Origin of the sequence: Rhizobium sp. 9140, from assembly GCF_900067135.1 — a bacterium.
In the GTDB taxonomy this organism is placed as follows: Bacteria; Pseudomonadota; Alphaproteobacteria; order Rhizobiales; family Rhizobiaceae; genus Ferranicluibacter.
Map to the genome: position 1 here is coordinate 857,261 of NZ_FJUR01000001.1, position 15,277 is coordinate 872,537.

At 64.5% G+C, this 15,277-nt stretch carries 13 protein-coding genes; 8 read left to right on the top strand and 5 right to left on the bottom strand.

Annotated features, from left to right (window positions below):
- Positions 1–54: 54 nt before the first annotated feature.
- Entirely contained in the window at positions 55–3,072 is a 3,018-nt protein-coding gene (polA, locus tag GA0004734_RS03870; protein ID WP_092931338.1) for a DNA polymerase I, read from the bottom strand.
- 418 nt (positions 3,073–3,490) lie between these two features.
- Between polA and GA0004734_RS03875 the strand changes: the two genes are divergently transcribed.
- The 3 genes from GA0004734_RS03875 (at position 3,491) to GA0004734_RS03885 (ending at position 6,568) form a co-directional block, all read left to right on the top strand.
- Positions 3,491–3,994: a MarR family winged helix-turn-helix transcriptional regulator gene (locus tag GA0004734_RS03875; protein WP_092931340.1), complete on the top strand. Its 504-nt coding sequence runs from the start codon at positions 3,491–3,493 to the stop codon at positions 3,992–3,994.
- A 63-nt stretch (positions 3,995–4,057) separates the two neighbouring features.
- Complete coding sequence (locus tag GA0004734_RS03880) at positions 4,058–5,476, top strand: dipeptidase (RefSeq protein WP_092931342.1); 1,419 nt, start codon at positions 4,058–4,060, stop codon at positions 5,474–5,476.
- A gap of 147 nt (positions 5,477–5,623) precedes the next feature.
- Positions 5,624–6,568: a lysylphosphatidylglycerol synthase domain-containing protein gene (locus GA0004734_RS03885; RefSeq protein ID WP_092931344.1), complete on the top strand. Its 945-nt coding sequence runs from the start codon at positions 5,624–5,626 to the stop codon at positions 6,566–6,568.
- A 72-nt stretch (positions 6,569–6,640) separates the two neighbouring features.
- On the opposite strand, the gene GA0004734_RS03890 is transcribed toward GA0004734_RS03885, so the two are convergent.
- Positions 6,641–7,147, bottom strand: coding sequence for a hypothetical protein (locus tag GA0004734_RS03890; RefSeq protein WP_092931346.1), 507 nt, complete (start codon positions 7,145–7,147; stop codon positions 6,641–6,643).
- Between the two features lie 184 nt (positions 7,148–7,331).
- Here GA0004734_RS03890 and GA0004734_RS03895 point away from each other — a divergent pair, with 184 nt between their 5' ends.
- The 4 genes from GA0004734_RS03895 to queC all read left to right on the top strand — a co-directional run bounded on the left by GA0004734_RS03895 (position 7,332) and on the right by queC (position 11,528).
- Complete coding sequence (locus GA0004734_RS03895; protein WP_092931349.1) at positions 7,332–7,856, top strand: cupin domain-containing protein; 525 nt, start codon at positions 7,332–7,334, stop codon at positions 7,854–7,856.
- A 127-nt stretch (positions 7,857–7,983) separates the two neighbouring features.
- Positions 7,984–8,943: a glutathione synthase gene (gene gshB / locus GA0004734_RS03900; protein ID WP_092931351.1), complete on the top strand. Its 960-nt coding sequence runs from the start codon at positions 7,984–7,986 to the stop codon at positions 8,941–8,943.
- A 138-nt stretch (positions 8,944–9,081) separates the two neighbouring features.
- Complete coding sequence (locus GA0004734_RS03905) at positions 9,082–10,614, top strand: YifB family Mg chelatase-like AAA ATPase (protein WP_092931353.1); 1,533 nt, start codon at positions 9,082–9,084, stop codon at positions 10,612–10,614.
- Positions 10,615–10,811: 197 nt separating this feature from the next.
- Positions 10,812–11,528 (top strand): 7-cyano-7-deazaguanine synthase QueC, encoded by a 717-nt coding sequence (gene queC / locus GA0004734_RS03910; protein ID WP_092935884.1) that lies wholly within the window; start codon positions 10,812–10,814, stop codon positions 11,526–11,528.
- 122 nt (positions 11,529–11,650) lie between these two features.
- On the opposite strand, the gene GA0004734_RS03915 is transcribed toward queC, so the two are convergent.
- The 3 genes from GA0004734_RS03915 to GA0004734_RS03925 all read right to left on the bottom strand — a co-directional run bounded on the left by GA0004734_RS03915 (position 11,651) and on the right by GA0004734_RS03925 (position 12,725).
- Positions 11,651–11,920, bottom strand: a complete 270-nt coding sequence (locus tag GA0004734_RS03915) for a hypothetical protein (protein WP_092931355.1) — start codon at positions 11,918–11,920, stop codon at positions 11,651–11,653.
- A gap of 91 nt (positions 11,921–12,011) precedes the next feature.
- Positions 12,012–12,275, bottom strand: coding sequence for a hypothetical protein (locus GA0004734_RS03920; RefSeq protein WP_092931357.1), 264 nt, complete (start codon positions 12,273–12,275; stop codon positions 12,012–12,014).
- Between the two features lie 267 nt (positions 12,276–12,542).
- On the bottom strand, positions 12,543–12,725 hold the full coding sequence (locus GA0004734_RS03925; protein WP_139056228.1) for a hypothetical protein: 183 nt from the start codon (positions 12,723–12,725) through the stop codon (positions 12,543–12,545).
- Positions 12,726–12,885: 160 nt separating this feature from the next.
- Here GA0004734_RS03925 and GA0004734_RS03930 point away from each other — a divergent pair, with 160 nt between their 5' ends.
- Entirely contained in the window at positions 12,886–15,159 is a 2,274-nt protein-coding gene (locus tag GA0004734_RS03930) for a transglycosylase domain-containing protein (protein ID WP_092931361.1), read from the top strand.
- The last annotated feature ends 118 nt before the right edge of the window (positions 15,160–15,277 follow it).

Sequence of the window (15,277 nt, forward strand, 5' to 3'; positions counted from 1 at the left end):
GGCCTCGGGGTAGAGACTGCCTTGAACGTTTGCGTCAGGACAAGCCCCGACGTCTCAGTGCGCTTCATCCCAGTTATGCGCGGCGCGGGCATCGACTTTCAGCGGCACGCGCATGTCAAGCGCGGGCATGGCGGCGTTTTCCATGACGGAGACGATGAGGGGGATGGCCTTGTCGATCTCGGTGTCCTCCACTTCGAAGATCAGTTCGTCATGGACCTGCAACAGCATGCGGCAGCGCTCGGAGAGTTTTGCCGCCTCCAGCGCCGGCTCCATCTGCACCATGGCGCGGCGGATGACGTCGGCGGCGGAGCCCTGGATCGGGGCGTTGATCGCCGCACGCTCGTTGAAGGCGCGCACGGAAGGGTTGGAGGAGCGGATGTCGGGGTAATGCGCCCGCCGGCCGAAGATGGTCTCGACGTAACCGTTCTCACGCGCAAAGGCCTTGGTCGCGTCCATATAGTCGCGAATGCCGGGGAAGCGCTCGAAATAGCGCTTGATGTAGTCGCCGGCCTCCGAGCGCTCGATGGAGAGCTGGTTGGCGAGGCCGAAGGCGGAGATGCCGTAGATGATGCCGAAATTGATGGCTTTCGCCCGCCGGCGGATCTCGCTCGGCATGCCTTCGACCGGTACGCCGAACATTTCGGACGCCGTCATCGCGTGAATGTCGATGCCGTCGGCGAATGCCTGCCGGAGCTGGGGGATATCGGCCACATGGGCGAGCACGCGAAGCTCGATCTGGCTGTAGTCGGCCGAAATCAGCTTGTGGCCCGGCGTCGCGATGAAGGCCGTGCGGATCTTGCGGCCTTCGGTGGTGCGGATCGGGATGTTCTGGAGGTTGGGTTCCGACGAGGACAGCCGGCCCGTGGTGGTGGCGGCCAGCGCATAGGACGTGTGGACGCGCCGGGTATCGGGATGCACGAAGCCGGGCAGGGCGTCGGTATAGGTGGACTTCAGCTTGGTCAGCTGGCGCCAGTCGACGATGCGGCGGGGCAGGTCGTGGCCGGACAGTGCCAGGTCTTCGAGCACCTGCGCCGAGGTGGACCATTGACCGGTCTTGGTCTTCGACGCGCCGGGCAGGCCCATCTTGCCGAACAGGATATCGCCCAGCTGCTTGGGCGAGCCGATATTGAAGCTTTCGCCGGCCAGCTCGTGAATTTCGGCCTCCAGCCGCGCCGCGCCCTGCGCGAGTTCTCCTGACAACCGCGACAGGATCTGCCGGTCGATGGAGATGCCGCGCTCTTCCATGCGCGCGAGAACGGGAACCAGCGGCCGCTCCAGCCGCTCATAGACGCGCATGAGCTTCTTGGCGGCAAGCCGGGGCTTGAGCACATGCCAGAGCCGCAGCGTCACGTCGGCATCCTCGGCGGCGTAAGCGGTGGCCCGGTCGATATCGACATAGTCGAACGTCACCATCGACTTGCCGCTGCCGGCTACATCCTTGAAGGGGATTGGCTGGTGGCCGAGCCAGCGCTCGGACAAGGTGTCCATGCCATGCGTGTTCGCGCCGGCATCCGACACGTAGGACATCAGCATCGTGTCGTCGAAGCGGGCGATCTCGACGCCATGACGCTTCATGACGAGATAGTCGTATTTCATGTTCTGGGCGACGACGAGGACGGCCGGGTCTTCCAGCAGGCTCTTCAGGAGATCGATCGCCTGTCCTTGCGGGATCTGGTTTTCCACGAGCCCGCCGCCCAAGAGATCGCCGACGCCGCTCTTGTGGAGCAGCGGCACGTAGGCGGCGCGGATGGAGGTGCCGGACGCATCGCGGCTGTTGTCGGCGATGGCGAGCGAGAAGCCGACGAGATCGGCGCGCATCGCATCGAGCGAATTGGTTTCCGTGTCGAAGGCGACGAGCCCGGCTTCGCGGGCCGCCGCGATCCAGCTTTGAAGCGTCGCGACATCGCGGATCGTGACATAGGTCGAGCGGTCGATAGGCGCTGTGGCAAAGGCCTCGGCCCGGGATTGGGCGAGCGCCTGCGGCGTCGCCCCGGTCTCCACGGGCAGCACAGGCGCCTGGCTGAGGACGCTGGCCGCTTCCTGCGCGGTTTCGGGCTTGCCTTGTGCAGCCTGTGCGGCGCTTCCGGCTGCGAGCGCGGCCTCGCCCTTGTCGAGATCCGGCCCATGCGCCTGCGCGCCGCCCTCGACCGGGACATGCGCCGCATCCACCGCATCGGCATTCGTATCGGTGGCGGCGGCCACGCGGCGGGTGAGCGAGGTGAATTCCATGGCTTTCAGGAAAGCCACGAGCTTCGGCCCGTCCTGCGGGTGCAGGTCCAGCGCGTCGAGCGGCATCTCCACCGGCACGTCGGTCTTCAGCGTCACGAGTTCGCGCGACAGGCGGGCGAGATCGGCATTGGCGACGATGTTCTCGCGGCGCTTGACTTGTCTGATCTCGCCGGCGCGGGCCAGCAGCGTATCGAGATCGCCGAACTCTTCCAGAAGCTGGGCGGCGGTCTTCGGGCCGATGCCCGGAATGCCCGGAACGTTGTCGGTCGAATCGCCGGTCAGCGCCTGAAGGTCGATCATCTTTGCAGGCGGCACGCCCCATTTCTCGATGACCTCGGGAATGCCGATCTGCTTGTCCTTCATGCTGTCATACATGGAGACGCAAGGGGTGAGCAGCTGCATCAGGTCCTTGTCGGACGACACGATGGTCACGTCGCCGCCGGCTTCTTCCGCCATGCGGGCATAGGTGGCGATCAGGTCGTCGGCCTCGAACCCTTCCATCTCGATGCAGGGCAGGTTGAAGGCGCGCGTGGCGTGGCGGATCAGGCCGAATTGCGGGATCAGGTCTTCCGGCGGGGCCGTACGGTTGGCCTTGTACTTGTCGTAGAGATCGTTGCGGAAGGTCTTCGAGGAATAGTCGAAGATCACGGCGAAATGCGTCGGTGTGACGCCGACGGAGGTATCGCGCGCGTCCGTCAGAAGCTTCCACAGCATGTTGCAGAAGCCCGAGACCGCATTGACGGGCAGGCCGTCCGATTTGCGGTTCAGCGGGGGAATGGCGTGGAAGGCCCGGAAGATGAAGCCGGAGCCGTCCACGAGGAAAAGATGATCGCCTTTTTTCATGGAGACACGGATAGCGCGACAGGCGCGAAAGGTCCATCGGGCAACCCGTCCCGCCGATGCCGTCCGCGCGGTCTCCCACCGTTTGATGAAGGAGAAGCCGGGAAAATGAGGACCCACCCCAAACCTTACCAAATTGTAATCAGGCTTTCCCTGAGCTTCCCTTGAAAAGCCACATTCGGACCCACAAATCTCAACCAACGGCAGCGACTAGCGCCGTCATCTGGTCAAGGCCTGTCCCCCGCCGAACCCAGATGCAAGGACAAAGGCCTAACCCCCCTCTCCGGGCCTTTGTCCATCATCAAAAACCGTCATGGCCCGCCTCCGCCATGGCGGTTTTTCTTTGGGGGCATGGCGGTTTTTCCGCTTTTGGTGGTCGCTGCGATCTTGTCAGGATTCTGTCCCGGGCGTACCCATTCTCATGGCCTATGACCGCATGGAGTCCGCCACCTATCTCGCCAGTCTGCTGGCTCGAGGCTTCTCCCGCCAGCTGCAGGAGAGGGGCCGCAAGCTCGGCTTTGCACCGGGGCAGTTTCCGGTGCTCGCCGAATTGTGGAACGAGGACGGGCTGACCCAGCGCCAGCTCATCGACCGGCTGGATGCCGAGCAGGCAACCATTGCCAACACGCTGGCGCGTATGGAGCGCGACGGACTGATCACGCGACGTCCCCACCCGACCGACCGGCGGACCCGGCAGGTCTTCCTCACCGATCGTGGCCGTGGCCTGAGGGACGAGGCGATGACGGCGGCGCGGGCGGCCGATGACGCGCTCTTTGTCGGGTTCCGCCGCTTCGAGCGCGCGCTGATGCTGGAATATATGCGCATGGCCATCGCCAATTCCGCGTGTGCGCCCGCAGATATCTCCGCGCACCGCGACGCGGAGACCGATCCCGGCGGGGAACACGGCCCCGACAGCCCACGTTGATATCCGGGCCTTCCCAAGCCGGAATTTTTGAGTAGGGTCGCGCCGACATCAAGGAGCAGTGCAATGACCGATATCACCGGCGTTCTCGCCAAGGCGGACACCAATCTCGACGCCAGCCTGGAACGGCTCTTCGACCTCGTGCGCATCCCCTCCATCTCCACCGATCCGGCCTACAGGGACGCCTGCCGCAAGGCTGCGGAATGGCTGGTTTCGGACCTTCAAAGCCTGGGCTTCACGGCCTCGGTGCGCGATACGCCCGGTCATCCCATGGTCGTCGCGCATCATGACGGTGCCACCCCTGACGCGCCGCACGTGCTGTTCTACGGCCATTACGACGTCCAGCCGGTCGATCCGCTGTCGCTCTGGGAGACGGATCCCTTCACGCCGTCCGTGCGCGAGCTGTCGCCTGACCGCACCCCTGGCCGCACCCCTGGCCGCAAGGTCATCACCGGTCGCGGCACCTCCGACGATAAGGGTCAGCTGATGACCTTCGTGGAAGCCTGCCGCGCCTATAAGGACACCCATGGCAGCCTGCCGTGCCGCGTCACGGTGCTGTTCGAAGGCGAGGAAGAGTCCGGCTCGCCATCGCTCAAGCCCTTCCTGACCGCCAATGCGCAGGAGCTGACGGCCGACTACGCGCTGGTCTGCGACACCGGCATGTGGGACAGCGAGACGCCCGCCATCTCCGCCGGCCTGCGCGGTCTCGTGGGCGAGGAGGTCGTGGTGACCGCCGCCGACCGCGATCTGCATTCCGGCATGTTCGGCGGCGCTGCCGCCAACCCGATCCACATCCTGTCCCGCATTCTCGCCGGCCTTCACGACGAGACCGGCCGGGTGACGCTGAACGGCTTCTATGACGGCGTCGAGGAGACGCCGACGCAGATCAAGGCCGCATGGGAAACGCTCGGCCAGACGGCCGAAAAGATGCTCGGCGAGATCGGCCTTTCCATCCCCTCAGGCGAACAGGGCCGGTCGGTTCTCGAACTCACCTGGGCGCGGCCGACGGCCGAGGTCAACGGCATCACCGGCGGCTATTCGGGCGAGGGCTTCAAGACCGTCATCGCCTCTAAGGCGTCCGCGAAGATTTCGTTCCGCCTCGTCGGCCAGCAGGACCCGGCCGCCATCCGCTCGGCCTTCCGCGACTATGTCCGGGCGCAGATCCCGGCCGATTGCTCGGTCGAATTTCACGAGCATGGCGGTTCGCCGGCCATCCAGCTCCCTTATGATTCGCCGCTGCTCAACACGGCAAAGTCGGCTTTGTCGGAGGAATGGCCGAAGGCGGCCGTTATCATCGGCATGGGCGGCTCCATTCCGATCGTCGGCGACTTCCAGAAGATGCTGGGCATGGAATCGCTGCTGGTCGGGTTCGGCCTGTCGGACGACCGCATCCATTCGCCCAATGAAAAGTATGATCTCCAGTCCTTCCACAAGGGCATCCGTTCCTGGGTTCGCATCCTCGACGCGCTGGCGACGGCTCGCTGATGCGTACAACCGTCGCGCTGACGCGTTGAAATTTCAAGATATTGTGAAGACGCCGCCGGCCGGGTTGCCCTTGACCCGGCCGGATGGCAATGGTCTCATGACCCATATGACGTCGAGACTGCCTCCGCCGGACCGAAAAAGACCTGCATGAAGACGATCCGCGCCCTGATCTGGCCGGCCGTCGGGCTGGCGGCTATCCTGTTTTCGCTCTACGGCCTTTATCATGAGCTGCGGGGGCTTTCGCTCGACCAGTTCCTGACGAGCTTTCAGGCCGTGCCGCTGAAGAGCTGGCTGCTCGCCGCAGGCGCCACGCTGGTGGCCTATGCGGCTCTCGCCGCCTACGATCATCTGGCGCTCGAACATCTCGGGCGGCGGCTTTCGCTGACCTTCATCACCGTCTGCTCCTTCACCGCCTATGCCCTGTCGCACACCATCGGCGCTTCCGTGTTCTCGGGCGCCGTCGTGCGCTACCGGGCCTATGGCTCCAAAGGGTTGAGTGTCAGCGAAACGGGCATTCTCGTCGCCTTCTGTTCGCTGACCTTCGCGCTGGGAACGCTGACGCTCTCGGCGATCGTGCTTCTGATCGAGCCGGAGATCGTCGATCGCTTCTCCGACGTCATTCCGCTTGGAGCCTCGATCTCCACGGCGATCGCCATCCTCGTGCTGATCGGCCTTTATCTGCTCGGAAGTCTCATCGGCTTCAAGCCCATCCGCACGCGGTGGTTTCAGCTGGAATATCCGCGGCCGACGCTTGCTGTCCGGCAGTTGATGATCGCCCCGGTGGAGCTGATCGGCGCGGCCGCAATCATCTATTTCGCGCTGCCGGAGGCGGGCAACCCCGGCTATATGGTCGTGCTCGGGGTCTTCCTCGCCTCGTTCTCGGCAGCGCTTCTCAGCCATGCGCCAGGCGGCATCGGCGTGCTCGAGCTGATCTTCATCGCCGCCCTGCCCGAGATCGATCCGGCATCGGTGCTGGCCGCACTCGTCATCTTCCGGCTGTTCTACCTCGTCATCCCGTTCCTGATGGCGCTCGTGGTGGTCGTTGTGTTCGAGCGCCGTCAGTTCCTGGAGCGCCGCCGCGCGGGGACCTGATCCGGGAAGGTCTGGTCTCTTTTCACGCAACTCCGGACGCAAAACCGCTTCGCACTTATGCTGGATTTGCTCCTACGACGGTGAATGGCAGACCTTCGGCACGGCGTCGGCAAACGGCGTCTTGACCTCGCCGAGTTCCGCGCTCTCGATGTGCAGCGGCATGAACGGCGGTTCCTGGATGGCCGCATTGACGATGCGCGTCACGTAGCATCCGGCAAAGACGCGCTCCTTGCCGTCCTTGTCCACCGAGCGGACGGCGACGGGAACCGGCGCGTAGAGGCTGCCCGCCGCACCTTCCTGCGTCACGACGCCCGTCGTCACCTCGACCTCGACCGTGTTCCTGTAGCCCTGCACGAAGCTCGCATAGTCGCCGGCCGGCGGCTTGTCGCCGAAATAGGCATAGGCGCGCGCAAATTCCTTCCGCTCGATCGCGTTGTAGAGCGACCGGACGAGTTTCGCGCCGTCCGAACGATCGTCCACATAGGGTGCGTCCTGCGCGAATGCGGCCGGCGGCAACGTGAAGGTTCCGGTGAGCAAAGCGGCGGAAAGGGCGAGGGAGGCGAAGGCGCTGTGATGCATGGAGGGTCCCCGTGACGATGTCGCATCATCAATGGATGATGCCGCATCTTTAAGCCATCGACATGCGGCAAATTGACGACGACCTGTTTGCAATCGCTCAAATGCAAGCAATCCCTTCAATTCTGTCTTCGTGTCTTTTCGCTAATGTCCCTTTCAGGACAGGATCGATACCCGAGGGGATGACATGGCGCTGAAGATGCTTTTTGCGGAATTGATGGCGGTAGCCGTGCGGATCACGCCCGCTGCGCCGAGGCTCTTGCCGGTGAAACAGGTGGCCCGCAAGCAAGCGATGGTCGCATCGCCCGCGATGGACCTGCCCATGCTGCCGGCTCCGATCAATCCGGACTGGATCGTCGCCGGCGCGCCCGTCGCCCGTCTGGCAGAACATTCGCGCAGCCATGACGATGCCGCCGTGACCGCCATGTGGGACTGCACGGCCGGCGAGTTCAACTGGTATTTCGGCTGGGACGAGACGGTCGTCATCCTAGAAGGCGAGGTGCATGTGACGGCCGAGGACGGCACCGAAACGGTGCTGCGCGCCGGCGACATCGGCTTCTTCAACGGCGGCACCTGGGCGAACTGGCGCATCGAGACCTATGTCCGCAAGATCGCCTTTTGCCGCAAGAAGTTCCCCGAGCCCGTCGTCATGGCCTACCGCCTGCGCGACATGCTGCGTGGCGAAGCCCCCAAGGCGGCGCTTGCCGCCTGAGGCAGGCGTCTCGAACACGGCGACTTTCGCAGAAATGCGCGGCGTTCTGCCGTTGCGTTTGGCCAGCCGGCGTCTTACGTCATGAGGCCCGCCGGAGAAGAGGCGGGTCGATGACCGAGGGAAGACAATGGCAGCCACCAGGACGGCACTCCGGAATGTCGCGGTTCAGATGGACCACGTCTCCACCATCAATATTGCGGGCGATTCGACCTTTGCGATGAGCCTCGAGGCGCAGAACCGCGGCTACAGGCTGTTTCACTACACGCCGGACCGGCTGTCCCTGCGGGACGGGCAGGTTTACGCCACCGCGCAACAGATGACCCTGCGCGATGTGAAGGGCGATCATTTCACGCTCGGCGAGCCCGAGCGGCTGGATCTTTCCACCATGGACGTGGTGCTCCTGCGGCAGGATCCGCCCTTCGACATGGCCTACATCACCTCGACGCATCTGCTGGAGCGCATTCACCCGAAGACGCTGGTGGTGAACGACCCCGCCTGGGTGCGCAACTCGCCGGAAAAGATCTTCGTCACCGAATTTCCGGACCTGATGCCGAAGACGCTGATCACGCGCGACCCGGCCGAGATCGCGAAATTCCGCGAGGAGATGGGCGATATCATCCTGAAGCCGCTTTACGGCAATGGCGGCGCCGGCGTGTTCCACTCCACCCGCGACGACCGCAACATGTCCTCGCTTCTCGAAATGTTCGGGCAGATGTTCCGCGAACCCTTCATCGCGCAGGAATACCTGCCGGCGGTGCGCAAGGGCGACAAGCGCATCATTCTCGTCGATGGCGAACCCGTCGGCGCCATCAACCGCGTGCCGGCCGAACACGATGCCCGCTCCAACATGCATGCGGGCGGCAAGCCCGAGCCGACCGAACTGACGGCACGCGAGAGGGAGATCTGCGCCCGCATCAGCCCGGCCCTGCGCGAACGCGGCTTTCTCCTCGTGGGCATCGACGTCATCGGCGACGTCATGACCGAGATCAACGTGACGTCTCCGACCGGCATCCGCGAGGTCAGGAACTTCGGTGGCGCCAATATCGCCGGCCTGCTCTGGGACGCGATCGAGCGCAAGCGCGGCTGATAAACCGGCCGGGTTGCAATGTTTGCAACCACGCCGACATGGTCGATTGCAATCGTTCCGCCAATGTTCTTGTTTTATTCCGACCGCTGTTGTATGTGAGGAAAGTCTCATAAGGGCATCGATTGGAGTGGCGGGAATATGGTGGCACGGGTCAGCACGGTGGCGTTCCAGGGCATCGAGGGCGTTCTGGTCGATGTGCAGGTCATGGTCGCGCCCGGCAAGGTCGGTGTTCAGATCGTCGGCCTGCCGGACAAGGCTGTGGCCGAAAGCCGGGAACGGGTGCACGCGGCCCTTCACGCTTCCGGCCTGTCGCTGCCGCCCAAACGCGTGACGATCAATCTCGCCCCCGCCGACCTGCCGAAGGAGGGCAGCCATTTCGACCTCGCGATCGCGCTCGGGCTGATGGCGGCGCTCGGCGCCATTCCGTCGGATGCGCTGGCGGACTACGTCGTCATCGGCGAACTGAACCTCGACGGCACGATCGCGGCCGTTGCCGGCGCGCTGCCCGCCGCCATCGCTGCGAACGCCATCGGCAAGGGCCTTATCTGCCCGGCCGATAGCGGGCCGGAAGCGGCCTGGGCCGGTGCCGGGATCGATATTCTCGCGCCCCGCAGCCTGATCGCGCTTGCCAACCATTTTCGCGGCACGCAGGTGCTCACCCGGCCGGAACCGGCCATCCGCGCGACGGCGGCCAACTTGGCCGATCTCGCCGACATCAAGGGGCAGGAGAGCGCCAAGCGCGCGCTGGAAGTGGCGGCGGCCGGAAACCACAATTTGCTGATGGTCGGCCCGCCCGGCTCGGGCAAGTCGATGCTGGCATCGCGCCTGCCCTCCATCCTGCCGCCGCTGTCGCCAGGCGAGCTGCTGGAGGTCTCGATGATCCACTCCATCGCCGGGCAGTTGCCGGGCGGCAAGCTATCGGATCGCCGCCCGTTCCGCACCCCGCATCACTCCGCCACCATGGCGGCGCTTGTCGGCGGCGGGCTGCGCGCCCGGCCGGGCGAAGCGTCGCTCGCCCATAACGGCGTGCTGTTCCTCGACGAGTTCCCGGAGTTCACGCCGCAGGCGCTGGACGCGCTGCGCCAGCCGCTCGAAACCGGCGAGTGCATCATCGCGCGCGCCAATCACCGCGTCAGCTATCCCGCCTCTATCCAGCTGGTCGCCGCCATGAACCCGTGCCGCTGCGGCATGGCGGGGGAGCCGGGCCACAGCTGCGCGCGCGGGCCGCGTTGCGCCGGCGATTATCAGGCCCGCATCTCCGGCCCGCTGATGGACCGGATTGACATCCGCATCCATGTTCCCGCGGTGTCCGCAGCCGACCTGATCCGCCCGGCGACGGCCGAAACCAGTGCTGTCGTCGCGGCGCGCGTGGCCCATGCGCGGGCGCTCCAGATCGACCGCTTCATCGCCTTCGGCATGCCGAAGATCACCTCCAACGCGCGCTGTACCACGTCGATGATCGAGACGCTGGCCGAACCCGATGCCGGCGGCCTCCAGCTTCTGCGCGAGGCGGCCGAACGGATGACGTTTTCCGCACGCGCCTACCACCGCGTCCTCAAGGTCGCCCGGACGCTGGCCGACCTCGACGCCCGCCCGACGGTCGGCCGCATCCACATCGCCGAAGCCATCTCCTACCGTATCGCCGGAGATCGCATGACCAGTGCCGCGTGAGGAGAGCGGCGGCGGCAGCGGGATCGTTTCAGTGACCGGAATGCCATTCAAGAACGCAGGCCTTGGAAAAACATGAGACGCGCGAACTTTATCCCCGCGGGAAAATGCGGCAGTGTACGCTTGTCGAGGACAGCGCAGTTGCGCCACGTCCAATGCCGGTCGCAGCCCCACCCGGTCAAAACAAGGGAACGCTTTTCATGAAAACGCTCGTCGTCTGCTCCGGCGGACTGGATTCCGTCACGCTCGCCCATCACGTGGCGCGCAACCATCATCTCGCCGGTCTCGTGTCCTTCGACTATGGCCAGCGTCATCGCCGGGAGCTGGACTTCGCGGCCGAGGCGGCGCGGCGGCTCGATGTGCCCCATCATCTCATCGACATCGGGCCGATCGGCGCGCATCTGACCGGCTCGGCGCTGACGGACGATATCGCGGTGCCGGACGGGCATTATGCAGAGGAGACGATGAAGGCGACGGTGGTGCCGAACCGCAATGCCATCATGCTCACGATCGCCTTCGGCCTCGCTGCGGCACAGAAGCTCGATGCCGTCGCGGTCGCGGTGCATGGCGGCGACCACTTCATCTACCCCGATTGCCGGCCCGATTTCATCCGGTCGTTCCAGACCATGCAGAACCACGCGCTGGACGGCTATGCCGCGGTGACGCTCTACGCACCCTATGTCGAACGCTCGAAAGCCGACATCGTGACGGACGGTGCCGAAAACGGCACGCCGTTCGCGCGGACATGGTCCTGCTACAAGGGCGGGGAGGTGCATTGCGGTCGGTGCGGCACCTGCGTGGAACGACGCGAAGCCTTTCATCTTGCCGGCGTCGCGGACCCCACGCCCTACGAGGATGCCGATTTCTGGCGAGAGGCCTGCGGGGTCGGGCGGTTCGTGGCGCAAGAGGTCCGCTGACGTTCGGAGAATTTCCGGCCGAAGCGGGATCGCTTCGGCGTCGGACGATGCGGCAAAACAACTGCGCCCGTCAAAACGGGAACCGCAGTGATGCCGTTCCCGCCCCGTCGTCTCGGGTCGGATCACTGAAGCGTCGGCGGCTCGTCGTCTCCGAAGAAGGAGCGGATGCCTTCGCGGGCGACGGTCGCGAGAAACTCGTCGAAGGCTTCGCGGTCGGTCGGGAAGGGGTCTTCCCACTCGGTCACGTCCTCTTCCTGCGTCAGCACCAGCATCTGCCAGTCGAGATTCGTGCCGGCCGGTCGCGAGATATCGACCAGAACGGTCACGCCGTCTTCGGTGAACTCGCCGGACAGTTCCGAATACTCCATTTCCGGTTCATTATCGTTCGACATCGGTCCTCGCCACTCTCAATCCTGTCATCATCCTACCGCAACGTCGCGGGAAGGATATGCTGCCGCGTATGTCCTTCGGGACATCCATATGTCAAATGCCGCCCGGCACCGTCGCGATCGACGGATCGGCAACCGCCGCCAGCATCTCGATGTCGCGGGTCCGGATCTCCGGCGTGACCTCGCTTTGCCGGATCGAGAACCACGCCTTCAACGCATCGACAGCACCGCCATGCGGCTGCGGATAGGACGGAAGACCCAGAACCCATCCGCGCAGGATGTCGCGGTCCGTCCGTCCCTTTTCATATTGCTGCTGCATGCGCCGAACGGCGGCCGTCAGATCTTCGTGTGTTTTCACAAAGGCGCACCGATCGAAAGGTCTGTGGTTGATGTCACTCTGGTCTACCGTGGTCCATGCCGCGTCAGGCGGCTCTGGTCCGAAACACTACTGCATAATTCCCGAAACCGGAATCGATTTCAGGAAACATCGCCCGATGAAAATCTCCTGTCATGACGGCCGAAGGGGGCGTCGTCACGTCAGACGGTCCGAAAGTCGTTTACCGGTAGAACGTCAAAAAGCCCCGGCAAGCGGGGCTTTCAGGCTTTCAGACGGGTCGATACCTGCTCAGCGCAGTCCGAAGAACGAGAGGACGGCGAGAACGACGACGACCAGTCCGACGATATAGATGATATTGTTCATGACGGGTTCCCTTGTTTGACATGTAACGAACGCGTGATTCCGGGTTTCGTTCCATTTTGCACGCTCCGGCGGCAGGATGCGGGCCGCATCCCCGCTCGTTGCCGCCACGAACGCTTTCGTTGCGGCAACGATGCATCCGGGTGGCAAGAGCATGTCGTTAACGCCCCCTTAAATCGCCGCATTTACAGTTCACCGCACCCTGCGACGGCTTGGGCGGCTTGCCGGCCGCCTTTCCTTCAGCGCACACACGGAGCGGTCACATCCCGGTATGGCAGGCAAATCGCGTTCACGTCCCCGCATCGATCCGTCCTTTTCGAGCGGTGACGACGAGGGATTCCGTGTTGATGCGAGTGACCGCGTGAGCGGACGACCGACGGCTTCCAAATCTTCCGGCTCCAAACCCGCCAAGGCAAAGAGCAGCGGCAAGTCCGCACGCCGGTCCCTGAAGGGGCGCGGCGGCAGGCGGGGCGGCGGCAGTGGCGGCCTGTTCGGTTTCATCAGGGCCTTCGTGTACTGGTGCATCGTCGCCGGCATCTGGGGGGCGATGGGGGTCGGCGGTCTCGTGCTCTATTACGGCTCGCGCATGCCGAACGCGACCAGCTGGACCATTCCGGAGCGTCCGCCGAACGTGAAGATCCTGGCGGTCAACGGCGACACGCTCGCCAATCGCGGTGCGACCGGCGGCGAGGCCATCGCGCTCGAAGATATGTCGCCCTTCATTCCGCAAGCCGTCATGGCCATCGAGGATCGGCGCTTCTATTCGCATTTCGGCGTCGATCCGCTGGGTCTGGCGCGCGCCATGATCACCAATGTGACCACGGGCCGCATGGTGCAGGGCGGCTCCACGCTGACGCAGCAGCTGGCCAAGAACCTGTTTCTGTCGCCCGAGCGCACGCTGGAGCGCAAGGTGCAGGAAGTGCTGCTCGCCTTCTGGCTGGAGCAGAAATATTCCAAGGACCAGATCCTTGCGATGTATCTCAACCGCGTCTTCTTCGGCTCGAATGCCTATGGCGTCGAAGCCGCGTCGCAGCGCTACTTCAACAAGTCGGCGCGTGACGTGAACCTCGGGGAAGCAGCCCTTCTCGCCGGTCTGCTGAAAGCGCCGTCGCGCCTGTCGCCGGCCCGCGATCCGAAGGCGGCCGAGGAGCGGGCGCAGGTGGTGCTGGGCGCCATGCGCGAAGAGGGGCTGATCACCGACGACGAGGTGAAGACCGCGATGTCGCAGCCGCCGACCAAGGCGAAGAGCTTCTGGTCCGGCGCGCAATATTATGCGGCCGATCTGGTCATGGACCAGCTCCCGAGCCTCGTCGGGCCTGTGAAGCAGGATATGATCGTGGAAACCACGCTCGATCTCGATCTCGAAGCCAAGGCCGAAAAGACGCTGTCCGATATGCTGAAGGAAAGCGGCGCGAAATCCCGTGCCTCGCAGGCGGCACTCGTGTCGGTGGATGCGACGGGTGCCATCCGGGCGCTGGTCGGCGGGCGGGACTATGCCGAAAGCCAGTTCGACCGTGCGGTCAAGGCCAAGCGCCAGCCGGGCTCGGCCTTCAAGCCTTTCGTCTATGCCGCAGCCATGGAGATCGGCCGCACGCCCATGTCGATCCGCAACGATGCGCCGGTGCGCATCGGCAAATGGACGCCGGAGAATTACGACCAGAAATATCGCGGCGAGGTGTCGCTCGCCGACGCGCTGGCCAATTCGCTCAATACCATCGCGGCCCAACTCGTCATGGAGGTTGGGCCGCCGCAGGTGGCAAAGCTCGCCCATCGCCTCGGCATCGAATCGGAGCTGCAGGCGAATGCCTCCATCGCGCTCGGGACATCGGAAGTCAGCCTTCTGGAACTCACGTCTGCCTATGCTCCTTTCATGAACGGTGGCTTCAAGGCGACGCCGCACATCGTCAAGCGGGTGACGACGGCGGAAGGCAAGGTTCTCTACGAGAACACCTATGACAACCCGCCGCGCGTGCTCGATCCCGAGATCGTCTCGGAGATGAACCAGATGATGGTGGGCGTGGTGGAGCGCGGCACGGGCAAGAACGCCAGGCTCAAGGGCTGGCAGGCCGCCGGCAAGTCCGGCACCACCCAGTCCTTCCGCGATGCACTGTTCGTCGGCTTCACCAACAACCTGACGACGGGCGTCTGGTTCGGCAATGACGACGGCACCTCGATGAAGAAGGTGACGGGCGGGGGGCTGCCGGCGAAGGCCTGGCACACCTATATGACCGAAGCGCACGAAGGCCTGACACCCTCGCCGATCTTCGGTACCAAGGGCATCCAGCCGTCCTTCGACGATCCCGGCATCCAGCGCACCATCGGCGACGTCATCTCCGGCGCTTTCGGCGAAAAGCCTGCGGATGTCTACCCGGATGCGCCGGTGGCCGATGCCGAAATGCCGCCGTCCGAAACACCCCGGGGGCAGGGCAGCTCGGTGGATGCCGCGGAAGGCGGTCTGGTGCCGCCGGCCGATGTCGGGCAGACCACCAGCGGGACACCGCAGACGCGCCGCACGACCCTGTTCGACATCCTGACCGGGGGTTGACGGCGGCGGTTAAGCATGCGGGTGCGGAAAGGGATCTAAACTCTTTCGCCTCCGCATTTCTTTTCACCGTCTTCAGGGCTTGCGACGCCTTGCACAGCAAAAAACCCGTCCTTATATA

Coding starts and splice junctions, on each gene's coding strand:
- polA (WP_092931338.1), bottom strand. CDS start 3,072: ATGAAAAAAGGCGATCATCTTTTCCTCGTGGACGGCTCCGGCTTCATC.
- GA0004734_RS03875 (WP_092931340.1), top strand. CDS start 3,491: ATGGCCTATGACCGCATGGAGTCCGCCACCTATCTCGCCAGTCTGCTG.
- GA0004734_RS03880 (WP_092931342.1), top strand. CDS start 4,058: ATGACCGATATCACCGGCGTTCTCGCCAAGGCGGACACCAATCTCGAC.
- GA0004734_RS03885 (WP_092931344.1), top strand. CDS start 5,624: ATGAAGACGATCCGCGCCCTGATCTGGCCGGCCGTCGGGCTGGCGGCT.
- GA0004734_RS03890 (WP_092931346.1), bottom strand. CDS start 7,147: ATGCATCACAGCGCCTTCGCCTCCCTCGCCCTTTCCGCCGCTTTGCTC.
- GA0004734_RS03895 (WP_092931349.1), top strand. CDS start 7,332: ATGGCGCTGAAGATGCTTTTTGCGGAATTGATGGCGGTAGCCGTGCGG.
- gshB (WP_092931351.1), top strand. CDS start 7,984: ATGGCAGCCACCAGGACGGCACTCCGGAATGTCGCGGTTCAGATGGAC.
- GA0004734_RS03905 (WP_092931353.1), top strand. CDS start 9,082: ATGGTGGCACGGGTCAGCACGGTGGCGTTCCAGGGCATCGAGGGCGTT.
- queC (WP_092935884.1), top strand. CDS start 10,812: ATGAAAACGCTCGTCGTCTGCTCCGGCGGACTGGATTCCGTCACGCTC.
- GA0004734_RS03915 (WP_092931355.1), bottom strand. CDS start 11,920: ATGTCGAACGATAATGAACCGGAAATGGAGTATTCGGAACTGTCCGGC.
- GA0004734_RS03930 (WP_092931361.1), top strand. CDS start 12,886: ATGGCAGGCAAATCGCGTTCACGTCCCCGCATCGATCCGTCCTTTTCG.